Here is a 21398-nt window from a genome sequence, read left to right on the forward strand (position 1 = left end):
CTCAACGGACGACGCTGGGCGACCACGCGTGTGCAATGAACAGCACGGGCTGTGATGCCGGTTCGGTGTCCAGCCTCCAGATGTTGCTGTCGCCCTCTACGGCCTGGTCCGCCAGTCCGTAGAGGACACTGCTGTTATCCAGCCATTCAATCTGGTCATCGACGCTTTGCTTCTCGGAAAGCACTGTCTCCTGTCCCGTTGCCAAGTCAAGTACAGCCACCTTCCAATGCGCAGCCAAAGCACCGCCGTCGTTCTTCTTGAAGGCAATCCTTGTCCCGTCAGGCGAAATCGATGGGCACTCCACGTTGTCGTGTACAGCGGTCAGCGTCTTTGCCGAAATACTTCCGCGGACCAACCAGATACGCCCCGACGACGCCGCCGTGGCGTAGAAGGCATCCTTTTGGCCTGGCACGAACGTCACTCCCCAGATGTTCCTATCAGTGGCCACCAGCCGTTGTCCGTTGACCAGGAGGGCGAAGTCCTCCAGGTTCTCCGGAGCTCCTCCCGACTGCGTGATCTCCGTCGCCGTCGAGAACCCCGCGGTGGCGTAGGAGTGGCCCGTGACAAACACCGTGGTGGCGATCATTGAGCCATCAGGACTGATCCGGGTCCTGCTGGGTATGCCTTTGATGGGCCACGAGCGTTGGGGTTCCCAGTCCCGGTTCAACACGGTGGCTTCGAAGGCAGTGACCAGGCCCCGGTTGGTTTTGAGGCAGACAGAGGACTCCGTTGTTCCGTAGACCCGGTCGCATTCCTGTTCGCTCACGGCCCGGGTTCCCCCGGGAGCGGCTAAGGGAACAGTGGCTGCGTGGCCATAGCCCTGCCCGGAAGCTGTGTTCCGGAAAAGGACAAAAGGAACGTCCGGAAGTGGCTGGGCTGTTGTGATACCCACCGTCGAAGCGGCAGACCGGCTCTCCTCAAACCGCTGATAAGCACCAATCGCATAGATTCCCGCCCCCGCCAAGACCAAGGCAGTCACCACCAGCAGAAGGCCCCATCGAATCTTGCCCGAGGCCAGCGCTCCACTCATGCGTCGGCGTTCGCGTCATGTGCCGGCTTGGTCCCCCGCAGGATGAAGACGACAGCCAGGACCGCACAAGCCAGCAAGGCGCCCGCTACGACCATGGCTGCTGATGCACCCACTGCGTACCAGAGCACGCCGAACCCGGCGGAGGCGGTCATCCTGGTGAGCGCCACAACTGTCTGGGCCGAAGCGATGCCCGTGGCCAGCTTCCCCGGCGGGGTCAGTTGGCTGGCCAAGGCGGCCAATACGCCGTCTGTGGCCGCATAGAACGCACCCAGCAGAACCAGGCAGCCTACCGTGGTGCCAAGACCGCCGAGGGGCGCAGCCGCAAGGAAATAGGTGGCAAGGAGCGCTACATGCCCGCCAACAAAAACCGGGATCTTGCCTACCCGGTCCGCCAGTCGTCCCAAAGGAACCGCCAACGCCAGGAAGACCACATTGGTGCCCACGAACAACAGCGGGAACCACTGGACAGCAAAAGAATCCCTGGCCTGCAGGACCAGGTAGATAAAGCCGTCACCGATGGTAACCAAGCCCAACAGCCCCGCGGCGATCAGCACCTTCCCCAGCCCCGGCTCCTTCAGGTGGCTCCACGAAAAAGCGAACAGCCTGCGCCTGTCACGTTCTCCTGCGCCCCGAAGGCCATCCGCCCGGACATCCGGGACAATCAGCGCAAGGACGGCCACGCCGATCACCGCGAAGGCCAGTGACACAACAAAAACCGTGCTGAAACCATTGGGAATCATCAGCAGGACAAAGAACGCAATCAGCGGCCCTGCTGCCGCCCCGATATTGTCCAGCATCCGGTGCACGCCGAAGGACCTGGCCAGGTGTTCAGGCTGTGCGGACACGGAGATAAGTGCGTCCCTGGGGGCGGTGCGGATGCCCTTACCGATCCTGTCCCCCGTGACAATAGCGGCAATAGCCCAGAATCCACCGGCAAACAGGAAACCGATCCTTGCAACCATGGACAGGCCGTACCCGGCCAACGCGATCCGTTTCGGGTGGCCGCTGCGGTCCGCTGCCCAGCCCGCGGCAATCCGGACTATGGCGCTGGCACCTTGGTTGATCCCGTCAATGAAGCCAAACGCGATGGTGGATAACCCGAGGAATCCGGTCACATACAGCGGGAGGATGGCGGTCACCGATTCCGAAGAGACGTCGGTGACCATACTGACGATGCCCAACCACAGGATCACCGGTGACAACCGGAACGGCACCTCGCTTGGCAGTGCCGTTCCCGTAGCCTGCGGCTTGTCCCGTTTGCCGCCCCGGTCTGAAAGCGAAATGTACATGGCCGCCCCTAGCCCGCCGTCGTGTGCAAAGTGCCCAGCAGCTGGAAGCGTGAGGCGCCGGTACCCGTCGTCGTCACGGAAACGGTCACCGTGTCGGTTCCACGAACGAACCGTGAAGCCACCGCACCGTCAGCCGCGGGAGCCGGCTCGGACCAGAACCCGTGCGACACCAGGGACTGGCTGAAGGAGGCCAGCACTTCACTTTGGGGCTTGGAAACGATCCCGTCCGCCGTCAATTGAAGGGCGTTGCCGGATGTCGACACTGAGGTGGAACCTATGGTTGTTCCGGCAGGCAAGGTGAGTATGTCAGCTGGCCACCCGTCCACGACCTCGCCTGCGGCTGTTCCCGGCGCCGGCAGGGCACCCGAGATCAGGGGCGCTGGTGCGGATGGTTGGGGCAAGCCAGTGGGGCTCGCAGTCACAGGCGGAAGGACTTCCAGGGGTTTGGGCGTGGACTGGCCGTCGCTGCCGGTTCCTTGGGGCCCGCCGCTTGGCGAGCCCGACGACGGCGAGCCGTCGCCCGGAGCGCTTCCGGCCGAGGTTTCGGTCGCGCCGGACGGGTTGGGCGCGGGACGTGAACTGGAGGATTCCTGGGCGGTGGTGGATCCGGTCTTTCCAGCCATTTGATCGAAAATGACTGCCACGGCGGCGATCAGCACGGCAAGGCAAATACCTGCAATGACCAGCCGCCGCGCCATCATGGCTTGGCCGGGCTGGGTACGCCGCAGAGCGGCTGTCGGGGGGCCACGCGCTTCATGGGGACAGTCTGCCATTGCGATCCGGATTCCGGAACAGTTTTGGCGCTACCAACGCCCATTCCGCGGGCGCGGTTGGCACACCGGGCAGGTATAGGAAGAGCGGTTCATGAACTGTTCCCTCTTCATGATGCTGTGCAGGCCGACAGCTTCGCAGCGGCGACACAATTCGCCGGCCCGTCCATAAGCGTTGAGGGAACGGGCGAAGTATCCGGAATCGCCGTTGACATTGACGTAGAGGGAATCAAAACTCGTCCCTCCTGCAGCCAGCGCCGCGTTCATCACGTCCTTCACGGCCTCAATCAGCCGCCCGGCGTCCGCACGGCGCATGGTATCCGTGGGCCTGGCATAGTGGATGCGGGCCCGCCATAAGGCTTCGTCGGCATAGATATTGCCAATGCCGGAAATGACGGACTGGTCCAACAGCGCCCTCTTGATGCCCGTCTTTCGGTTCTTGATCTTTCGATAGAACGCGTCGAAGGAAAAGTGCGGGTCAAGCGGGTCCCGGGCAATGTGCGATGCTTCCTCCGCGATTTCGGGCAAGGGCGTTTCGCCCAGGCCGCCAGGGCCGCCGTCAGACGTGGGCACCATCGACGTCACGAAGAGACCACCGAAAATCCGCTGGTCCACAAACCGCAGTTGCTCCGGCATACCGGCCACCGGGCTGAGCTTGATCCGGACCTTGAGGTGCTTTTCGTCCGGCACGTCCGGGTCCTGCATCAGCAGTTGGCCGCTCATGCCCAGATGCGCCATCAGCGCCACCTGTGGAAGGTCTTCCGGGGTGGCCTCGCGCGGGGTGCTCATGGCCAAGGGCAACCACAGGAATTTCCCCCGGCGAACCACATCCAGCACCGTGGCATGTTCCAGGTTCCCGATGAAGTCTTCGGTCCCGAGATCATGGCGCCTGATGGAGCGCGGATCGAGGACGTCCACTCCAGTAATGGTCCGGCCGCGGACCCAACGGGCCAGGCCGCGACGCACTACTTCTACTTCGGGAAGCTCAGGCATGGGCTTTCAGGCAGTTGCAGGGCCGGCAGGGGTCGGATCCAAAGCGGTCAGGGCACGCCACGCATCAGCGGCTGCTTCCTGTTCCGCTTCCTTCTTGGAATGTCCTGAGCCGCGGCCGTATGGGGTTCCACCGATGTTCAGGACGGCTTCGAACGTCCTGGCGTGGTCCGGCCCCGAACCTTCCACGGCATAGTGGATGGCCCCAAGTTGCCGGCTGGCAGTCAGTTCCTGGATGCTCGTCTTCCAGTCCGTCCCGGCACCGAGGGCGCCTGCGTCCTTTAGGAGCGGGCCCACCAGGCGCATGACCAGTTGGCGCGCGGTTTCGATATCGTTCGACAGATACGTGGCACCGATCAGTGCTTCCATGGTGTCAGCCAGGATGGAAGCCTTGTTCTTGCCGTCTGTCAGCTTCTCGCCCTGCCCGAGGTAAATGAACTCGCCGACGCCGATGGAGCGCCCAATACCGGCCAACGCCCGCGTACTAACGACGGCGGAACGCCGCTTGGCAAGTTCACCTTCAGGCAGCGAGGGGTTCTCACGGTATAGGGAATCGGTGACCGAGAAGCCCAGTATGGAGTCGCCGAGGAATTCGAGGCGCTCGTTGGTGGGGATCCCGCCGTTCTCATACGCGTATGAGCGATGTGTGAGAGCAAGACGAAGCGTCTCGGTGTCAATGGAGACACCGAGACGCTTCAGAAGCTCTTCAGTTGAAGACATCCTTAGTCAGCCTGTACGGCAGATTAGGCGTCTGCGACCTTGCGGCCCTTGTATTCAAGGAACAGCGCGGTGCCGGCAGAGTCAGTGACGACCTTTGCCTGGTGCGGCAGGCTGTAGGTAACCTGACCGTTTTCGATGGTCTTGACCAAGTTGGGGGCAGTTGCCTTCCACTGGGCACGGCGGGCGCGTGTATTTGCGCGAGACATTTTCCGCTTGGGAACAGCCACGGCTATCTCATTTCTCTCTTAGACGAACACTTACTAATCGGTTTGCCGGTCAGTCTTAGCCAGATCAGCTAGGGCAGCCCAGCGAGGGTCAATGACCTCGTGGTGGTGCCCCGGCTCGTCTTCCAGGCGCGCTCCACATTCGGAGCACAGACCCTGGCAGTCTTCCCGGCACACCGGCTGGAACGGCAGCATAGTGACAACTGCGTCCCGCAACACCGGCTCAAGATCGATCAGATCGTACTCGACTCGACGTTGCTCTTCATCGTCTTCTTCACCCGAAAGCTCAACGCCTTCGTAGAAGAAAAGTTCTTGCACATTGACCTCAAGGTCATACGCAAGGGGATCCAGGCATCGCCCGCACTCGCCGGTTACTTCGACGAGGGCGGAGCCAGATACCAGAATTCCTTCGTGTACGGCCTCCAGGCGAAGATCCAGCTCGATATCCGAGCCTTCCTTCACGCCAATGAGCGCCACACCAAGGTCACTTGGCGCAGGTACATGCTCGTTGAGTGTCCGCATGGTCCCTGGACTGCGTCCAAGGTCCTTGACTACCAGCGCCAAGGGCGAACTTGCATCTCGCTTAATGAGAACTCCTGTAGAACATATGACCGACGTACCATCTTAGCCTGATCTCGCTGGAGGACTCAAACCGACGCCGGGCGCGCGCAAAGGCACGGTGGTTTCAGCTGGGAACTCTGCGTGAAGGCGCAAGGTACCCAGCAAGCTTACCCCTTGCGCGGCGGTTCGGTGGGCGGCTCGCCAGCGAGGAGCCGTTTCAGCACCGACTTAGGGACGAAATCGGAGATATCGCCCCCCAGCACGCTGATCTCCTTGATCAGGGTGGAAGAAAGATGCACGTAATGCGCCTCCGCCGGCAGGAAGACGGTTTCGACGCCGGTCAACTGGCGGTTCATGGTGGCCATCGGCAGCTCGTAATCAAAATCCGAAGAGGACCGAAGGCCCTTGACGATTGCGGACACACCCCGGTTCCTGCAGTACTCAGCGAGGAGCCCTTCACCCATGGGCTCCACGATGATCCCGCGCAACGAGGCCAGCGTTTCGCGCGCCATCTCCATGCGGTCCTCAAGGCTGAACCGGTACTTCTTGGCATAGTTCGTGGACACCGCCACGATGACTTCGTCAAACAAGCCGGCAGCCCGGGCGATGACTTCGAGATGTCCGTTGTGGATAGGGTCAAAAGATCCAGGGCATACCGCGCGTCTCATGAGACGAACCTACCCCATGGCCCTGCCGGGATACCATGGCTCCCATGGCATCCGCAGGCAGCAGCCCCCTTGATACATACGCCGGCAACGGATCAGCTCACGGTACTGGCAGCACCGCCCCGTGGCAGCGGGCGGCCCTCGGAGCGAACCTGCTGTCTCCCGACGGAGGGCTCGGCGTAACGATCTTCGAGGAGATGACAACGCTGGCGGTATCAACGGGCGCCATCAATCTCGGCCAGGGCTTCCCGGACGAGGACGGCCCGTCCGAGATCAAGGCCGCGGCCCAGGCAGCCATTGCATCCGGAGCCAACCAGTACGCACCCGGCCAGGGCGTACCCGCGTTGAGGGAAGCAATCGCAGCCCACCAGAAGCGGTTCTACGGATTGGACCCCAATCCGGACACGGAAGTACTGGTCACCACCGGTGCTACCGAGGCAATCGCCGCGGCGCTGCTGGCTTTCGTGCAGCCCGGCGATGAAGTCCTGACCTTCGAACCGTTCTACGACTCCTACGGTGCCATCATTGGCCTGGCAGGCGCCAAACACGTCACCGCTCCCCTGCTGGCGCCGGACTTCATGCCTGACCTCAACGCCCTGGAAAACGCGTTCAGCAGCCGGACCAAGGTTGTCCTCCTCAACAATCCGCACAACCCCACCGGTGCTGTCTTCCCCCGGCATGTACTGGCCAAAGTCGTTGAGTTGGCTGCCAAGTACGACGCAATGATCGTCAGCGACGAAGTGTACGAGCACCTGACTTTCGGTCCAGCCCACATCCCGGTCGCGTCACTCCCGGGAGCGGCTGCGAGGACCATCACGATCTCCTCCGCCGGCAAGACCTTTTCCTTCACCGGTTGGAAAATTGGGTGGCTGAGCGGTCCGGAACACCTCGTAGCGGCGGTGCGCACAGTAAAGCAATTCCTGACCTACAGTTCCGGCACACCCTTCCAGAGCGCCATCGCGGTGGGCCTCGCGCTACCGGACGACTTCTACACCGGCATCGCAACAACGCTTCAGCACAAGCGCGACATCCTCGCCGCAGGCCTGCGTGCCGCCGGGTTCGGCGTGTACTCCCCCAGCGGAACGTACTTCATCAACGTTGACACCGCCCCGCTGGGCATCTGCGATTCCGTGGACCTCGCACGGCGCCTGCCCGGACTCGTGGGAGTGGCGGCAATTCCTGTTCCAGTGTTCTGCCACCCCGAAGGTGCCGAACGGACCCGTTCCCTCCTGCGCTTCGCTTTCTGCAAAAAGACCGGGGTTTTGGAAGAAGCTGCCGAACGTCTGGCCACACTCAAGGACCGGCTCTGAACCCCGTCGGCCCGGCTGAGCCCCATGCCGCACGCTTCCTGCGGACCACGGGCCAACATGCCACCATCGAGGCGGACACCCTCATAGACGGCAGCTACATCCTCAGCATCGGCGGGGCAGAACAATCCCACGTCAACCTGCAGGACCCAGCAGAGATCTTCTACGAGTACCTGCGCAGGATCGGACACGTGGTGGACCTTGCAGCAGAACCGGGCACGCCCATCACGGCATTGCACCTTGGAGCGGGCGCACTCACGTTGGCCCGCTACATCCAGGCAACCCGTCCGGGTTCGGACCAGTACGCGGTTGAGCTCGAGCGTGAACTCCTGGACTTTGTACTCCAGAAGCTGCCCATGCCCGAGGGCACCATATTGACAACCCATATCGGCGACGCTCGCGACGCGCTGGGTGAGCTGCCAGCCCACCTGAGGTTCGACGTCGTTATCCTTGACATCTTCTCCGGACCGGAAGCCCCCGCCCACATCGCCTGCAGGGACTTCTACGAGGAGGCAGCAGCCCGGTTGGGCCCCGACGGCGTCCTGATCATCAACGTGGGAGACGAACCCGCCCTGACACTGGTGCGCAGCCAAGTGGCTGCACTCCGGGCAGCCATGCCGGACGTCGCCGCCTTCGCAGAATCGGGGATGTTCGCGGGCCGATACCCGGGCAACATCATCCTGGTTGGAACCCGGAAACCATGGCCGTCAGGATGGACGGCCGAACTCCTCGCCCGCGGACCCCACCCGGCCGCGGTACTCACAGGCGTCGACCTGGACCGCATCACGGCCTAGGCAGGAACACACCTCAGGACGGTTCCGCGAACCACAGTTTGGTCTCGCCATACTTCTTATCCGCGAAACACTCCAAGGACTCCGGCCACACGGGTTCGGGACTTCGCGAACTTCGCTCCACCACGACTACGGCAGCCTCGTCCAAGTGCGGTGCCAGTTTGGCAAGCACAGCGCTGAGGGCAACTTCGTCCAAGGGGTAGGGAGGGTCCAGGAAGACCAGGTCCCACAGATCAGCTTCCCCGGCACGTTCAAGGAACGATTCCACCTTTGACCTGTGGACCGATACCCTCTTGCCGCCGACCACCTGGTTCACCAGGTCAGCATTGCGCTGGCAGACATCGCTGGCCTTGGCGTCAAACTCCACGAGGTCCACGCTGCGGGCGCCACGGCTGGCGCTCTCAATTCCCAGGGAACCCGAACCCGCATAGAGGTCAAGTACCCGAAACCCATCAATGACCGCCAAGGACTCCAAGCGGGAGAAGAGCGCCTCCTTGACCCGGTCCGTCGTGGGCCGCGTCGCTGTTCCGGGGACGCTCACCAGGGGGTTCCCGCCGGCAACACCGGCGATGATGCGGCTCATGGGTTGGTGCCTTCCAGGCCGCAAGGCGTCCCTGGACTCTTAACCGCGTTCAAGGAACGCCTCCTTTTCGGGGTTCAAATATTCGTCGATTGCCGCGGCGAGGGCGGGTTGGTGCTCCAATGCGGGGTCCTCTGACACCAGTGCCTGGGCGTCCGTGCGTGCCCGCGCAATAGTGTCCTCGTGGTCAAGGACACGGAGCAGCTTCAGTGTTGAGCGGCCGCCGGACTGGGAAGCGCCAAGGATGTCGCCCTCCCGGCGAAGCTTCAGGTCCTCCTGGGAGAGCTCAAAACCGTCAGTGGTCGAGGCCACGGCTTCCAGGCGGCGGCGGCTCGGGTGTCCTGGTTCCAAAGTAGTCACCAGCAGGCAAGTGCCCGGCAACCCACCGCGGCCCACCCGGCCACGCAGCTGGTGGAGTTGCGAAATTCCAAAGCGGTCAGCGTCCAGGATCACCATGAGGGTGGCGTTATGGACGTCCACACCCACTTCGATGACGGTCGTGGACACCAGGACCTTGGTCTGGTTGGCCGCGAATGAGGCCATGGTGTCGGACTTCAGCTGTGGATCCTGCCGGCCATGCAGCGGCGCCACCGGGACACCGGCCAAGGACGGCTCATCCAGGAGGCTTTCGACGACGGCCGTCACCGACGCGAGCTCGCGTGACGGACCGTCGTCCGCTAGGTCGGCGTCGCTCGGTTCCGCTTCCCCAGGACTGAAGTCGCCGTCGTCGTCCGATCCGATCTTGGGGCAGACCACGTACACCTGGTGCCCCGATTCGACTTCCTCACGGGACCGTTTCCAAATCCGGTCCACCCATCCGGGGTTCTCCGCGAGCCCCACCACATGCGTTGAAATGGGGGCACGCCCCGCAGGAAGCTCGTCAAGGATGGACGTTTCAAGATCGCCGAACACTGTCATGGCAACAGTCCGCGGAATGGGCGTGGCTGTCATGACCAGCAAGTGCGGGGGGCGTTGCGCCTTGGCCCTGAGGGCATCCCGCTGCTCCACTCCGAAGCGGTGCTGCTCATCCACCACAATCAAGCCGAGATCCTGGAAGCTCGTTTTGTCGCTCAGCAAAGCGTGCGTGCCGATCACGATGCCTGCATTACCGGACGCGGCGTCCAGCATGGCCTGTTTTTTGGCGGCAGTAGGCATGGAACCCGTCAGCAGCGTCACCTGGACAGTTTCTTGCGCCGGGTCCCCTCCAAGCATGCCTGCGCCACCGAAAACATGGTCCCGCGCAAGCCCTCCCAGTGTCCGGCGGATCGAGTGGAAGTGTTGGGCGGCGAGGACCTCGGTGGGAGCAAGGAGGGCGGCCTGGCCACCGGCGTCCACCACCTGCAACATCGCCCGGAGGGCAACGATGGTCTTACCGGACCCCACTTCACCCTGCAGCAACCTGTTCATGGGTGTGTCACGGGCGAGTTCTTCAGCAAGCGTCTTCCCGACGGCGGACTGGCCGGCGGTGAGGGTAAACGGCAGGTTTTGGTCGAACTTGCCCAGCAAACCGCCGCTGACTGGCCTGCGGGCCGTCGCTTCCTCCGCCGCGAGTTGAGCCCGTCGGCGAGCAAGGGCTGCCTGCAGGACAAGCGCTTCCTGGTAACGGAAACGCTCCTGTGCCCGCTGCCAATCCTTGGCGGTCTCCGGCGAATGGATCAGGCGATACGCTTCGGCAACACTGAGGTGCCGGTCCCTGCTAACGATGTCCTCCGGGAGGGGATCACTCATCGCATCCAGGTCCACGGTCTCGAGGAGGGCACTGATGACTTTGTGGATGGACCAGCTGGTGAGTTTCGCGGTGGCCGGATAGACCGGGATGGGCATTGCAGCGAGCTTTTCGGGGTCCATGGAGCCCTCGGCTCCGGGGTCCTCGTCAAGCAATAGGAAGTCTGGGTTGGTCAGGCCCAAGGCGCCACCGTAGCGGGTCACCTTGCCCGAGAACATCGCCCGGCGGCCCGCGAGGAGCTCCGACTTGGCCCTGAAGCCGTTGAAGAAGCTGACCTTCAAGGTGCCAGGCACGTTGCTGCCGCCTGCTTCGTCGGTTACCACTACATCGGTGATGGAACCTCGGCGGGCACGCATTTGGCGGGTGCTGTTGGACAGCACCCGGGCAATCAGCGTGACTTCCTCATCCAGCGGGAGGTTGTTGATGGGTGTCAGCTCACCACGGCTGAGGTAGCGGCGTGGGAAATAGTTCAGCAGGGAACCGACGGTCTTCAGGCCCAGGTGTTTCTCGATGACGGTAGCGGACCGCTTGCCGATACGGCGTTCGAGGGGCAGTTCGAGTTCAGAATTCATGCCGTGACTGGCCCGGGTCGCCGGGTGCAGGGTTGTTTTGGGCAGGTGTGTCTTGGGCAGACGTGTCCTGGGCACTGTTGCTTTGGGCAGCGCCGGACGGAACCGCGAGCTGGCTGACGGCGATGTCCGTAGGTTCGCCCAACGAACGGATCAGGGCAACGGCGGGCTCAGGATCGGGGACGTGGACATGCACCCGCCAACGGTAGCTGGCTTCCACGGCAGGCTCGTCGTCGTCATCCGGGCCCTGCGCTCCGCCTACCTGGCTCATGATCACGGAATCGCCCATTTCGTCCAGGCGTTGCCGGAGGATGGCCGCGTTCAGCGGCGACAGGCTGATGGTGCACATGACTTCCACACCGTCATCGGCAGGCATGTGCTCATGGATATGCGGATCCTGCAGCTTGTAGCCGTGCAGGCCGTCCAACAGCTCATCCTGGAGTTCCTCACCGAGGACAGCCGAGCGGAGGCAGTCAAGAACCAGGAGCATGCCAACGCCCCCGGCGTCGACCACGCGGGCTTCGTGAAGTTGCGCGAGTTCGTCTTCGGTTCGGACAACGGCCTGGTAGGCGGCGTCCACTACGGCATCAAGGGAAAGACCCAAGGCATGGTTGCTGTCATCACCGTTCTGGGCCGCCTCCACGGCCTGGGCTGCGTTTGCAGCGGCTTCCAGGACCGAAAGCATGGTGCCGGCAACGGGTTCGCTCAACGCCGACCACGCCCGGATTTGTGCCCTGTTCAAGGCAGTTGCGAGCAGGGGGGCGCTCAGCCGCGACTTGCCGGCGAGGGGCTCAGCTGCTGCGCAGAGAAAGACGGCGAAGAGCGTCCCGGAGTTACCGCGCGCCTGCTCCATGGCGGCCTGGCCTGCCTTGGAAAGAACCGCTCCGACATCGTTTCCTGCTTCGGTGGAATCCGGGGTGGCGCCACCCAGGGCCGTGACGGCAGCCCGGACCGTGAGATAGAGGTTGGTGCCCGTATCGCCGTCGGCGACAGGGAAAATGTTGATCGCGTTAAGGCGGTCGCTATGGTTCCCCAGGACTACTTCCGCTTTGCCGAGCCAACGTTTCATGGCGTGCGCATTCGCGGCGATCTTAGTCTGCAAAGTGATCCCATCCAACGGTGTCAGCGGCTTGCCCGGCAATCCGGATACCGCTGCCTGGCGGCTCGACAACGGCTTGAACCGAGCCTATCGCAGTGAAGCCCTCCGGCAGCTGAACGCCAGCTGGGAACGTAGCCAGCAAACCGTGGTCCTCTCCCCCACCAAGGACCCAAGGCATCGCGTCTGCACCCAGTAGTGCTGCTGCCGGTTCCAAGGGTACCGCGTATGCCTTCAGGGCCGTGGGGTCGAAGTCCAGGACCACCCCGCTTGCCGAAGCCAGCCGATTGCCGTCGCGCAGCAGGCCGTCCGAGATATCGAGCATGGCGGAGGCCCCGGCGCGGGCGGCAGCAGGGCCGGCTGCCAGTGGGGGCAGGGGGCGGCACTGGCTGTCCACCAGGGCCCGGAGTTCCGCTGACAGGCTGCCCAGCGGAACGTCACTTTCAAGGAGGGCCCACCCGGCCGCCGCCCGGCCCAGGGTGCCTGCCACGGCAAGAAGGTGGCCCGGTTTCGCGCCCGAACGCACCACTGGGGCCAGACCGGCCAGCGAACCGACGACGGCCACCGTCACCGCGATCTCGCGGCCGCGCCCCAAATCTCCACCGGCAACGGAGCAGTCGATGGGGCCCAACGCCGTAATCGCCGCGGTGAGGCCATCGGCAAAGGATTCGACCCATTCCACAGGGGTGCTCGGGGGCATGGTCAGGCTGACAACCAAGGAAGTAGCCGTGCCTCCCATGGCGTTGATGTCGCTGAGGTTCTGGGCCGCAGCTTTCCAACCGACATCGAACCCTGTGGTTCGGTAGCCGTTGTTCCACTGCAGCCTGAAATCCTGGTCCTGGGTCTGCGTGTCGATGGAGATCAAGGTGCGGCCATCGGGAGCGGCGATCAGGGCAGCATCGTCCCCGGGTCCCAACAAAATGCCGGGACTGTGGTTCAGGCGCGGAAAGATCCGGGCAAGGAGCTCGGACTCCGAAAGGTCTTGGACGATCATTTGTTCTGCGGGCACGGCTCTACGCTATCGCGATCCACCGACAGGATAGCGCCGGGGCCGTCTCCACAGGACCCCCGGATTGTGACCGGGATAACGCGAATCTGCCCGGCAGCACGCGCGGGATAGGCTGGATCCATGCACCACAAGACCCTCCGCCGGACTGCCATCTCCGCGTCACTGGCCGCTGCTTCCGCCCTCGCAATCACGGCCTGTTCACCGGCCGTAGACGTCACGGCAGCCTCGGATGCCGCCAATCCTGCCTGCGCCCCGATGATGGTGGCCCTTCCGGACCAGATCGGCGACGCTGCGCTCCGGAAGACGAACAGCCAGGCAACCGCAGCCTGGGGCGACCCATCGCAGGTGATTCTCCGGTGCGGCGTGAATGTTCCCGGCCCCACCACCGACCGCTGCGTGAGCGTCAACGACATCGATTGGGTCATCAAGGAAGGCGACCCCGTCTATACCTTGACGACGTTCGGCCGGGAACCCGCGACGGAGATCCTGATTGATCCCGTCAAGCTGGAAGCGGCCAACATCAGTTCGGCGACGGTCCTGACGGAACTCGCCGCGGCCGTAGGCAAGATCAAGGCGACCGGGAAGTGCGTCGGCCAGGAAGACCTGCAGAACCTACCCACCGGCAAGTAGTTAGCGCAGGCCTGTCTTGCGGGTCAGCGCCAAGTGGATCAGTTCATCAATCAGATCGGCATAAGCCAGGCCCGATGCCGCCCACATTTGCGGGTACATGCTCTTGGGGGTAAAGCCAGGCATGGTGTTGATCTCGTTGATGATCAGCTCGCCGGCCGGGGTGTAGAAGAAATCGACACGGCTGAGGCCTTCCGCGCCAACGGCATCGAAGGCGACGGCGGCCAACTCGCGTACCCGGGCGATGGCGTCCTCGGGCATGTCTGCCGGGCAGCTGAGGGCCGCGGCGCCGTCCTCCACGTATTTGGCAGCAAAGTCGTAGAACTGGTGGTCGCCGGCAGCCACCGCGATTTCGCCCGGCATGGAAGTGCGGGGAACGTCGGTGCCGCGTCCTTGGAGGACGGCGCACTCGATCTCGCGGCCAACGATTCCTGCTTCGATGACCAGCTTGAGATCGTGCCGGCGGGCTTCCTCGATGGCAGCGTCGAGACCCTCCAAGGAGTCCACTTTGGAAATGCCCATGGAGGAACCTGCCCGGGCCGGTTTGACGAACACCGGGAAACCCAACTTGTCAACGCGTTTCCTGACCGCCTCCGCATCGGTGAGCCAGTCACGGTCAGTCACGGCCACGTAGGGTCCCACGGTTAATCCGGCGGCTTCGAACACCACTTTCATGAAGTGCTTATCCATGCCCACCGCCGAGGCCAGTACACCGGCGCCAACGTAGCGCGTATCCGACAGTTCAAGGAGGCCCTGGACAGTTCCGTCCTCTCCCCACGGCCCGTGCAGCAGCGGGAAGACGACGTCGACGGAACCAAGCTCCTGCGGAACCTCATTGGGCTCGGTGACGATGAGCTGGTGCTCGCCGCCAACTTCTGCCAGGGTCACAGTCCGGCCCGACGGAGCTACCTCGGGAAGCGCTGCGGAACTCAAGGACCATTGGCTGGTGTCGCCGGAGGCCAGGACCCATTGTCCCGACTTGGCGATGCCGATGGGGATGACCTCGTACTTGTCCTTATCGATGGCGCCCATGACACCGGCAGCCGTGACGCAACTGACCGCATGCTCGCTTGACCGCCCGCCAAAGAGGATCGCTACCCGGGGGCGGCGTGTCGCAGGAGTGGAATCTTCAGTCACCATCAGTAGTCGCCTTCGGACTTCAGTGCCCGGGCCAACAGTCGCGGCCCCAGGTCATCAACGGACATTCTGCCTTCAAGCACGGCCACTACGGCAGCCGTGATGGGCATTTCAACATTCAGTTTGCCTGCGAGCTCATGGACGGCAGGGCCGGATTTGATGCCCTCGGCAGTCTGGGTCATCTGTTCGGCCACTTGCTCCAGGCTGAGGCCTTCGCCGAGCAGGCGGCCAGCTGTGTGGTTACGCGAAAGCGACGACGAGCACGTGGCCACGAGGTCACCGAGCCCGGCAAGCCCGGCCATGGTGAGGGCCTCTCCGCCCAAAGCCAGGGCAAGGCGCGAGGTCTCCGCCAGGCCGCGGGTAATCACGGATGCCTTGGTGTTGTCGCCCATCTGGCGTCCCTCGCAAATACCCACCGCAAGGGCAATGACGTTCTTGACGATCCCGCCGATCTCAACACCAACAACATCGGTGCTGGTGTAGGGGCGGAAATACGGCGCCGTGCAGCAAAGCGCGATGGCAGAGGCTGTTTCGTTATCACTGCAGGCAACCACTGAGGCAGTGGGCTGCTCCCTGGCGATCTCCATGGCCAGGTTTGGTCCGGACACCACGGCTACACGCGAAGCGGGGAGCCCCAATTCCTGGGCAATGACTTCACTCATGCGCGCATCCGTGCCCAGTTCGAGGCCCTTCATCAGGGACACGACCACGGCCTCGGGTGCCAGGAGTGCTTTCCATTCGCCCAGTTGCGGCCGCAGGGACTGCGCCGGGACGGCCAAGACCACCAATGTGGCGTCCTTCAGCACTTCGGCGACGTCGGTGGAAGCAGTAATGGACGAAGGCAGTTCGATGTCCTTGAGGTACTGCCCGTTGCGATGTACCGAGTTGATCTCGGCGACGACCTCGGCTCGCCGGCCCCAGATCCGGATGCTGCGGGTGGCACCGGATGCGGCGGCCGCGTCTGCGAGGATCTTGGCAAACGTCGTTCCCCATGAGCCTGCCCCCAGGACGGCAATCGTCTCCGGGGTCGTTGACGGGCTTTCCAAAAGGGTCATTCGCCATCCTCCGGTTCCGGAGCGCCTGTGGATCCACGTTCGACGAAGCGGCCATGCTTGGACTGTTTGTGCACAGCCGGGTCCCAACGTTCCGCGGGAGCAGCCTCGCCGCGAAGTGTTTCAAGCAGCTTGGTGATGGCATCCATGATGACGTCCGTGGCCTCGGATAACGTGGCTCGATCCAGCGGACGGTCGGCGAAGGCACTCAGGTCCACGGGCTCCCCCACAAGTACCCGGGCAGTCTTGCGCGGGAAGACGTGGAAGCGCTTGGCGTACCGCGGAAAGACTTCATGGGCACCCCACTGGGCTATGGGCACCACGGGCGCCCCGGTCTGCAGCGCCAGCCTGGCCGCCCCGGTGTGCCCCTTCATGGGCCACAGGTCGGGGTCACGGGTCAGTGTCCCCTCGGGATAGATGATGATGGCGCCACCGGCGTCCACCACCTCCTTGGCGACCTGCAGCGAACGGTTGGCGCCCGCCGTCGAGCGCTCAACCGGAATCTGCTTGGTGGCCTGAAGCAGGGCCCCCAAAACGGGGACCTTGAAAAGTCCGGCCTTGGCCAGGAAGTGTGGTGGCCGCTTCTGGTTGTAGACCATGTGACCTACGACGATGGGGTCTATCTCGGTGCAGTGGTTGGGTACCGCGATGAAACCGCCCTGAGGCAGTTTCTCCAGCCCCTCCCATTTTTTGTTCATCAGGATGTTCATCAAGGGGCGCGCCAGGCCCGCCAGCAAGATAAACGTGGCACGGCTCTTGGCCGATTCCTTCACAGGATCTCCCGCTACTTGGTGGTAGTGATGTCGAAATCGGCGCCCAGGCCAGCCAGTTTCTCGGTGAAGCGCTCGTATCCGCGGTTGATGATGTCAATGCCGGTCACCTTGGAGGTGCCCGTTGCGGCAAGCGCAGCGATGAGGTGGCTGAAACCGCCGCGGAGGTCCGGGATGTCGATGTCCGTTCCCCGCAAGGGGGTGGGTCCGGAGATTACTGCCGAGTGCAGGAAGTTCCGTTGACCGAAACGGCAAGGTACGCTCCCCAGGCACTCACGGTGCACCTGGATGTTCGCACCCATCCGCGCCAGGGCTTCGGTGAACCCGAAGCGGTTCTCGTAAACGGTCTCGTGGACGATCGAAACGCCCTCGGCCTGGGTCAGGGCAACCACGAGGGGCTGCTGCCAGTCCGTCATGAAGCCAGGATGAACGTCGGTCTCCAGGACCAACGGGGAGAGCTTGCCGCCCTGGTGGTAAAAACGGATGCCGTCGTCGCCGATGTCCATGCCGCCACCGACCTTGCGGTAGGTGTTCAGGAAGGTCATCATGTCGCGCTGCGAGGCGCCCTCGACGAAGATGTCGCCACGGGTAACCAGTGCAGCAGAAGCCCAGGAAGCGGACTCGTTGCGGTCTGGCAGCGCCCGGTGGTTGTACCCGCGCAGGTCCTTGACGCCTTCGATGCGTATGGTGCGGTCCGTCTGGACGCTGATGATCGCGCCCATTTTCTGCAGCACCGCGATGAGGTCGATGATTTCCGGCTCCGTCGCAGCCCCAATGAGCTCGGTGATGCCCTCGGCGCGGGTCGCACTGAGCAAGACCTGCTCGGTGGCTCCCACGGACGGGTACGGGAGCGAAATCTTGGCGCCATGCAGGCCATGGGGAGCGGAGATGTGGATGCCACCCGGACGCTTTTCCACCACGGCGCCGAACTGGCGGAGCACGTTCAGGTGGTAATCGATCGGCCTGTCACCGATTTTGCAGCCGCCAAGATCGGGAATGAAAGCCTCACCGATGGCATGGATCAGCGGCCCACACAAGAGGATGGGAATCCGCGAGTCGCCGGCGTGCGCGTCAATAGCGGTACTGGAAGCGGTTTTGGCGCCTTGGGGATCCAGCGTAAGGTCACCCGTCACGGGGTCCTTCGCTACGGTCACTCCATGGAGCTGCAGCAGGCTGGTGACAACCTCCACATCCTTGATCTCCGGCACGTTCCTCAGCACCGATGGTTCACTGCCCAGCAACGCGGCAACCATGGCCTTGGGCACCAGGTTCTTGGCACCGCGAACGGTCACTCGCCCGGTTAACGGGACGCCACCGCGGATTGTCAGAACACTACTCATCTATACCGGTTTCCTCACGACTACTCGCCCCCCAAACTTACAAAGGCTCCAGCTAAGCATAGAAGCTCGCGTTACCGAACCGAAATGGACGCACCCGGCGGCACGAGGATCGGCTTCGCGCCGAAGAGCAGCGGCGGCGCAGCAAAAGTGCGGTCAAAGACCGACGAAAAAGGACCGCCCGCCCCTCCTACGGGGCGCCGGCGGTCCTCTCTCAGCGCAATTCCGAAGCCATTAGCTGTGGCTACTGAACTTTCGCCGGCAGCGTCCTTGGTTTGAAGGACGGGCGCGTGGCCTCGTACGCCGTGATGTCTTCCTCATGCTGGAGGGTCAGCCCGATGTCGTCCAGGCCTTCCAGGAGGCGCCAGCGTGTGTAGTCGTCGATCTCGAAGGGAGCTACGACGTTGCCGCACTCCACTGTCTTGCTGACGAGGTCCACTTTCACCTCGGTGCCGGGCTGGTTCTCCAGAACCTTCCAGATCAGCTCAATGTCGTCCTGGGCAACCTGGGCGGCCAGCAGGCCCTGCTTCCCGGAGTTGCCACGGAAAATATCGGCGAACCGCGAGGAGAGCACAGCCTTGAAACCGTAATCCTTCAGGGCCCAGACAGCGTGTTCGCGGGACGAACCGGTGCCGAAATCAGGGCCGGCCACCAGCACGGAGCCGGAACTGAAGGGCGCCTGGTTGAGGATGAAGGACTCGTCCTTGCGCCAGGCAGCGAACAGTGCGTCCTCGAAGCCGGTCCGGGTGATGCGCTTGAGGTAGACCGCGGGGATGATCTGGTCGGTGTCCACGTTGCTCTGGCGCAGCGGTACACCAATGCCGGTGTGGGTTGTGAATGCTTCCATGGGATCCTCCTAGACTGCGATTCCGGTCAGTGTGCCCGCGGAAGCGGACTCCAGGTCCGACGGCGAGCTCAACGTGCCCCGGACGGCTGTGGCTGCTGCCACCACGGGCGAGACCAGGTGCGTGCGCCCACCCTTGCCTTGGCGGCCTTCAAAGTTCCGGTTGGATGTGGAGGCGCAACGCTCTCCCGGCTCCAGCTGGTCCGGGTTCATGCCCAGGCACATGGAGCAACCGGCGAAGCGCCATTCGGCTCCGAATTCCTTGAAGACCTTGTCCAGGCCCTCTGCTTCGGCTTCCAGGCGGACCCGGGCGGATCCTGGAACCACCAGCATGCGGACGTTGGGGTCCTTGGCGCGGCCGCGAATGATGTCTGCAGCGACGCGGAGGTCCTCAATGCGGGAGTTGGTGCAGGAGCCCAGGAAGACCGTGTCAACGCGGATGTCCTTCATGGGCGTGCCGGCTTCGAGGCCCATGTACTGCAGGGCACGCTCGGCGGCAGCTTTTGCGTTCTCGTCGCCGAAGTCTTCGGGGGACGGAACCTTGGCGGAGAGCGAGACACCCTGGCCGGGGTTGGTACCCCAGGTCACGAAGGGTTCCAGGGTATCGGCGTCGAGGTCGACTTCAACGTCGAACGTCGCGTCAGCATCCGTGTGGAGCGTGTTCCAGTACTCGACGGCGGCATCCCAGTCGGCGCCTTCCGGCGCGTGGGGGCGACCCTGCATGTAGTCGTAGGTGGTCTGGTCAGGGGCGACCATGCCAGCGCGTGCACCGGCTTCGATGGACATGTTGCAGATGGTCATGCGTGCGTCCATGGACAGTGCCCGGATGGCCGAACCACGGTATTCCAGGACGTAGCCCTGTCCACCACCTGTGCCGATCTTGGCGATCACGGCGAGGATGATGTCCTTGGCCGTAACGCCGGGGCGCAGGGTGCCCTCAACGTTGATGGCCATGGTCTTGAACGGCTTCAGCGACAATGTCTGCGTTGCCATGACGTGTTCAACCTCGGACGTGCCAATGCCCATGGCCAGTGCACCAAAGGCACCGTGCGTGGAAGTGTGCGAGTCGCCGCAGACCACGGTCATGCCCGGCTGGGTGAGCCCCAACTGGGGACCAACCACGTGCACGATTCCCTGTTCCTTGTCCCCCAGGGAGTGCAGGCGGACGCCGAATTCCTTGCAGTTGGCCCGCAGGGTTTCAATCTGGGTGCGGCTGGTGAGGTCGGCGATCGGCTTGTCGATGTCCAACGTTGGAGTGTTGTGGTCCTCCGTCGCGATGGTGAGGTCCACACGGCGCAGCTGCCTGCCCGCCAGCCGCAGGCCTTCAAATGCCTGCGGAGAAGTCACTTCGTGAACGAGGTGCAGGTCGATGAAGAGAAGGTCGGGCTGGGCATTGGCTCCTTCGCCCTCACCTTTGCGCACGATATGCGCATCCCAGACTTTCTCGGCCAGTGTCTTTCCCACGGCCTGCTCCCTTCACTGCGGTTTGGTTGTTCCTAGTCCACTGAAGCAGCACCGCTGCGAAATAGGCCAGTGAAACAACTTGCATCTCAGATATTGAGACGGCAATATCATTACATGGACAATTCTAGTGGAGTCGGTGTCATTGATAAAGCGGCCCAGGTCCTCGATGCTCTCGAGGCCGGACCAACGACACTCGCGCAACTTGTAGCGGCCACGGGCCTCGCCCGGCCCACGGTTCACCGGCTCGCGCTGGCACTGGTTCACCACCGCCTGGTGAGCCGCGACATCCAAGGACGATTCGTCCTCGGCAGCAGGCTCGTGGAGTTGGCATCCGCTGCAGGAGAAGACCGGCTCATCGCTTCAGCAGGTCCCGTCCTCATCCAGCTAAGGGACGCCACGGGTGAAAGCGCGCAGATTTTCCGCCGGCAAGGCGACTGGCGCGTCTGCGTCGCGTCGGCCGAGCGCCCCATCGGCCTCAGGGACACCATTCCCGTTGGCACCCAGCTGTCCATGAAGGCCGGCTCCGCCGCCCAGGTACTGCTGGCATGGGAAGACCATGACCGCTTGCTGGAGGGGCTGCAGAACGCCCGCTTTACGCCCACTGTCCTGGCGGGAGTACGACGCCGGGGCTGGGGTCAGAGCCTCGGCGAACGCGAACCTGGGGTCGCCTCGGTTTCAGCCCCCGTCCGTGGGCCTTCCGGAAGGGTGATTGCGGCCGTCTCCATTTCGGGTCCGATCGAGCGCCTCACCCGCCAGCCCGGCAGGCTGCACGCCGAAGTGGTCTGCAACGCGGCCCGCGTCCTGACCGAAGCACTGCGGAAGAACAACGACTAGTCCGGC

The 21398-nt window shown here is 63.4% G+C and carries 22 protein-coding genes; 4 read left to right on the top strand and 18 right to left on the bottom strand.

Translation table 11 applies throughout. The features are described 5' to 3' along the window. Window position 1 precedes the first annotated feature (1 nt). From J2Y68_RS14020 to coaD, 8 genes are all read right to left on the bottom strand, one after another. Window positions 2-1030: a TolB family protein gene (locus J2Y68_RS14020; RefSeq protein WP_309994369.1), complete on the bottom strand. Its 1029-nt coding sequence runs from the start codon at window positions 1028-1030 to the stop codon at window positions 2-4. Then, window positions 1027-2319 (bottom strand): MFS transporter, encoded by a 1293-nt coding sequence (locus tag J2Y68_RS14025; RefSeq protein ID WP_397335103.1) that lies wholly within the window; start codon window positions 2317-2319, stop codon window positions 1027-1029. The genes J2Y68_RS14020 and J2Y68_RS14025 overlap by 4 nt, the downstream gene beginning before the upstream one ends. An 8-nt stretch (window positions 2320-2327) precedes the next feature. After that, window positions 2328-3092 carry a hypothetical protein gene (locus tag J2Y68_RS14030; protein WP_309994371.1) on the bottom strand — a complete coding sequence of 255 codons (765 nt, stop codon included), beginning with the start codon at window positions 3090-3092 and terminating at the stop codon, window positions 2328-2330. A 30-nt stretch (window positions 3093-3122) separates the two neighbouring features. After that, the gene (mutM, locus tag J2Y68_RS14035; RefSeq protein WP_309994372.1) at window positions 3123-4082 is read right to left on the bottom strand and encodes a bifunctional DNA-formamidopyrimidine glycosylase/DNA-(apurinic or apyrimidinic site) lyase; all 960 of its coding nucleotides are present in this window, start codon (window positions 4080-4082) and stop codon (window positions 3123-3125) included. A gap of 6 nt (window positions 4083-4088) precedes the next feature. After that, entirely contained in the window at window positions 4089-4799 is a 711-nt protein-coding gene (rnc, locus tag J2Y68_RS14040; RefSeq protein WP_309994374.1) for a ribonuclease III, read from the bottom strand. Window positions 4800-4822: 23 nt separating this feature from the next. Continuing rightward, complete coding sequence (rpmF, locus tag J2Y68_RS14045; protein ID WP_011775139.1) at window positions 4823-5026, bottom strand: 50S ribosomal protein L32; 204 nt, start codon at window positions 5024-5026, stop codon at window positions 4823-4825. Window positions 5027-5059: 33 nt separating this feature from the next. Continuing rightward, on the bottom strand, window positions 5060-5587 hold the full coding sequence (locus J2Y68_RS14050) for a YceD family protein (protein ID WP_257369064.1): 528 nt from the start codon (window positions 5585-5587) through the stop codon (window positions 5060-5062). A gap of 164 nt (window positions 5588-5751) precedes the next feature. Next, on the bottom strand, window positions 5752-6252 hold the full coding sequence (gene coaD, locus J2Y68_RS14055) for a pantetheine-phosphate adenylyltransferase (RefSeq protein WP_211713506.1): 501 nt from the start codon (window positions 6250-6252) through the stop codon (window positions 5752-5754). A 35-nt stretch (window positions 6253-6287) separates the two neighbouring features. Between coaD and J2Y68_RS14060 the strand changes: the two genes are divergently transcribed. Further along, complete coding sequence (locus J2Y68_RS14060) at window positions 6288-7559, top strand: aminotransferase class I/II-fold pyridoxal phosphate-dependent enzyme (RefSeq protein ID WP_309994376.1); 1272 nt, start codon at window positions 6288-6290, stop codon at window positions 7557-7559. Continuing rightward, on the top strand, window positions 7556-8350 hold the full coding sequence (locus J2Y68_RS14065; protein ID WP_309994575.1) for a spermidine synthase: 795 nt from the start codon (window positions 7556-7558) through the stop codon (window positions 8348-8350). The genes J2Y68_RS14060 and J2Y68_RS14065 overlap by 4 nt, the downstream gene beginning before the upstream one ends. A gap of 13 nt (window positions 8351-8363) precedes the next feature. On the opposite strand, the gene rsmD is transcribed toward J2Y68_RS14065, so the two are convergent. From rsmD to thiL, 4 genes are read right to left on the bottom strand one after another with little or no spacing between them, the layout of a single operon-like run. Then, entirely contained in the window at window positions 8364-8930 is a 567-nt protein-coding gene (rsmD, locus tag J2Y68_RS14070) for a 16S rRNA (guanine(966)-N(2))-methyltransferase RsmD (protein WP_309994377.1), read from the bottom strand. Between the two features lie 39 nt (window positions 8931-8969). After that, window positions 8970-11225 carry an ATP-dependent DNA helicase RecG gene (locus J2Y68_RS14075; protein WP_309994379.1) on the bottom strand — a complete coding sequence of 752 codons (2256 nt, stop codon included), beginning with the start codon at window positions 11223-11225 and terminating at the stop codon, window positions 8970-8972. Then, a complete protein-coding gene (locus tag J2Y68_RS14080) occupies window positions 11215-12291 on the bottom strand; it encodes a DAK2 domain-containing protein (RefSeq protein WP_309994381.1) in 1077 nt (358 codons plus the stop codon). The genes J2Y68_RS14075 and J2Y68_RS14080 overlap by 11 nt, the downstream gene beginning before the upstream one ends. A 22-nt stretch (window positions 12292-12313) precedes the next feature. Beyond that, window positions 12314-13312, bottom strand: a complete 999-nt coding sequence (gene thiL / locus J2Y68_RS14085; protein ID WP_309994577.1) for a thiamine-phosphate kinase — start codon at window positions 13310-13312, stop codon at window positions 12314-12316. A gap of 135 nt (window positions 13313-13447) precedes the next feature. Here thiL and J2Y68_RS14090 point away from each other — a divergent pair, with 135 nt between their 5' ends. Further along, the gene (locus J2Y68_RS14090) at window positions 13448-13957 is read left to right on the top strand and encodes a DUF3515 domain-containing protein (RefSeq protein ID WP_309994383.1); all 510 of its coding nucleotides are present in this window, start codon (window positions 13448-13450) and stop codon (window positions 13955-13957) included. On the opposite strand, the gene J2Y68_RS14095 is transcribed toward J2Y68_RS14090, so the two are convergent. The 6 genes from J2Y68_RS14095 to leuC form a co-directional block, all read right to left on the bottom strand. Continuing rightward, window positions 13958-15094 (bottom strand): D-alanine--D-alanine ligase family protein, encoded by a 1137-nt coding sequence (locus tag J2Y68_RS14095; RefSeq protein WP_309994385.1) that lies wholly within the window; start codon window positions 15092-15094, stop codon window positions 13958-13960. Next, a complete protein-coding gene (locus J2Y68_RS14100; RefSeq protein ID WP_309994387.1) occupies window positions 15094-16146 on the bottom strand; it encodes an NAD(P)H-dependent glycerol-3-phosphate dehydrogenase in 1053 nt (350 codons plus the stop codon). The genes J2Y68_RS14095 and J2Y68_RS14100 overlap by 1 nt, the downstream gene beginning before the upstream one ends. Then, the gene (locus J2Y68_RS14105) at window positions 16143-16916 is read right to left on the bottom strand and encodes a lysophospholipid acyltransferase family protein (RefSeq protein ID WP_309994389.1); all 774 of its coding nucleotides are present in this window, start codon (window positions 16914-16916) and stop codon (window positions 16143-16145) included. Before J2Y68_RS14105 ends, J2Y68_RS14100 begins: the two co-directional genes overlap by 4 nt. Window positions 16917-16927: 11 nt before the next feature. Beyond that, on the bottom strand, window positions 16928-18253 hold the full coding sequence (gene murA, locus J2Y68_RS14110; protein WP_309994391.1) for a UDP-N-acetylglucosamine 1-carboxyvinyltransferase: 1326 nt from the start codon (window positions 18251-18253) through the stop codon (window positions 16928-16930). Window positions 18254-18494: 241 nt separating this feature from the next. Further along, window positions 18495-19097, bottom strand: coding sequence for a 3-isopropylmalate dehydratase small subunit (gene leuD / locus J2Y68_RS14115; RefSeq protein WP_309994393.1), 603 nt, complete (start codon window positions 19095-19097; stop codon window positions 18495-18497). Window positions 19098-19106: 9 nt separating this feature from the next. Beyond that, window positions 19107-20558: a 3-isopropylmalate dehydratase large subunit gene (gene leuC / locus J2Y68_RS14120; RefSeq protein ID WP_211713495.1), complete on the bottom strand. Its 1452-nt coding sequence runs from the start codon at window positions 20556-20558 to the stop codon at window positions 19107-19109. Window positions 20559-20672: 114 nt separating this feature from the next. On the opposite strand from leuC, the gene J2Y68_RS14125 reads away from it, so the two are divergent. Continuing rightward, entirely contained in the window at window positions 20673-21392 is a 720-nt protein-coding gene (locus tag J2Y68_RS14125; RefSeq protein WP_014922101.1) for an IclR family transcriptional regulator, read from the top strand. Window positions 21393-21398: the final 6 nt, after the last annotated feature.

It is taken from the genome of Paenarthrobacter nitroguajacolicus (assembly GCF_031455195.1).
Lineage (GTDB): Bacteria > Actinomycetota > Actinomycetes > Actinomycetales > Micrococcaceae > Arthrobacter > Arthrobacter nitroguajacolicus_D.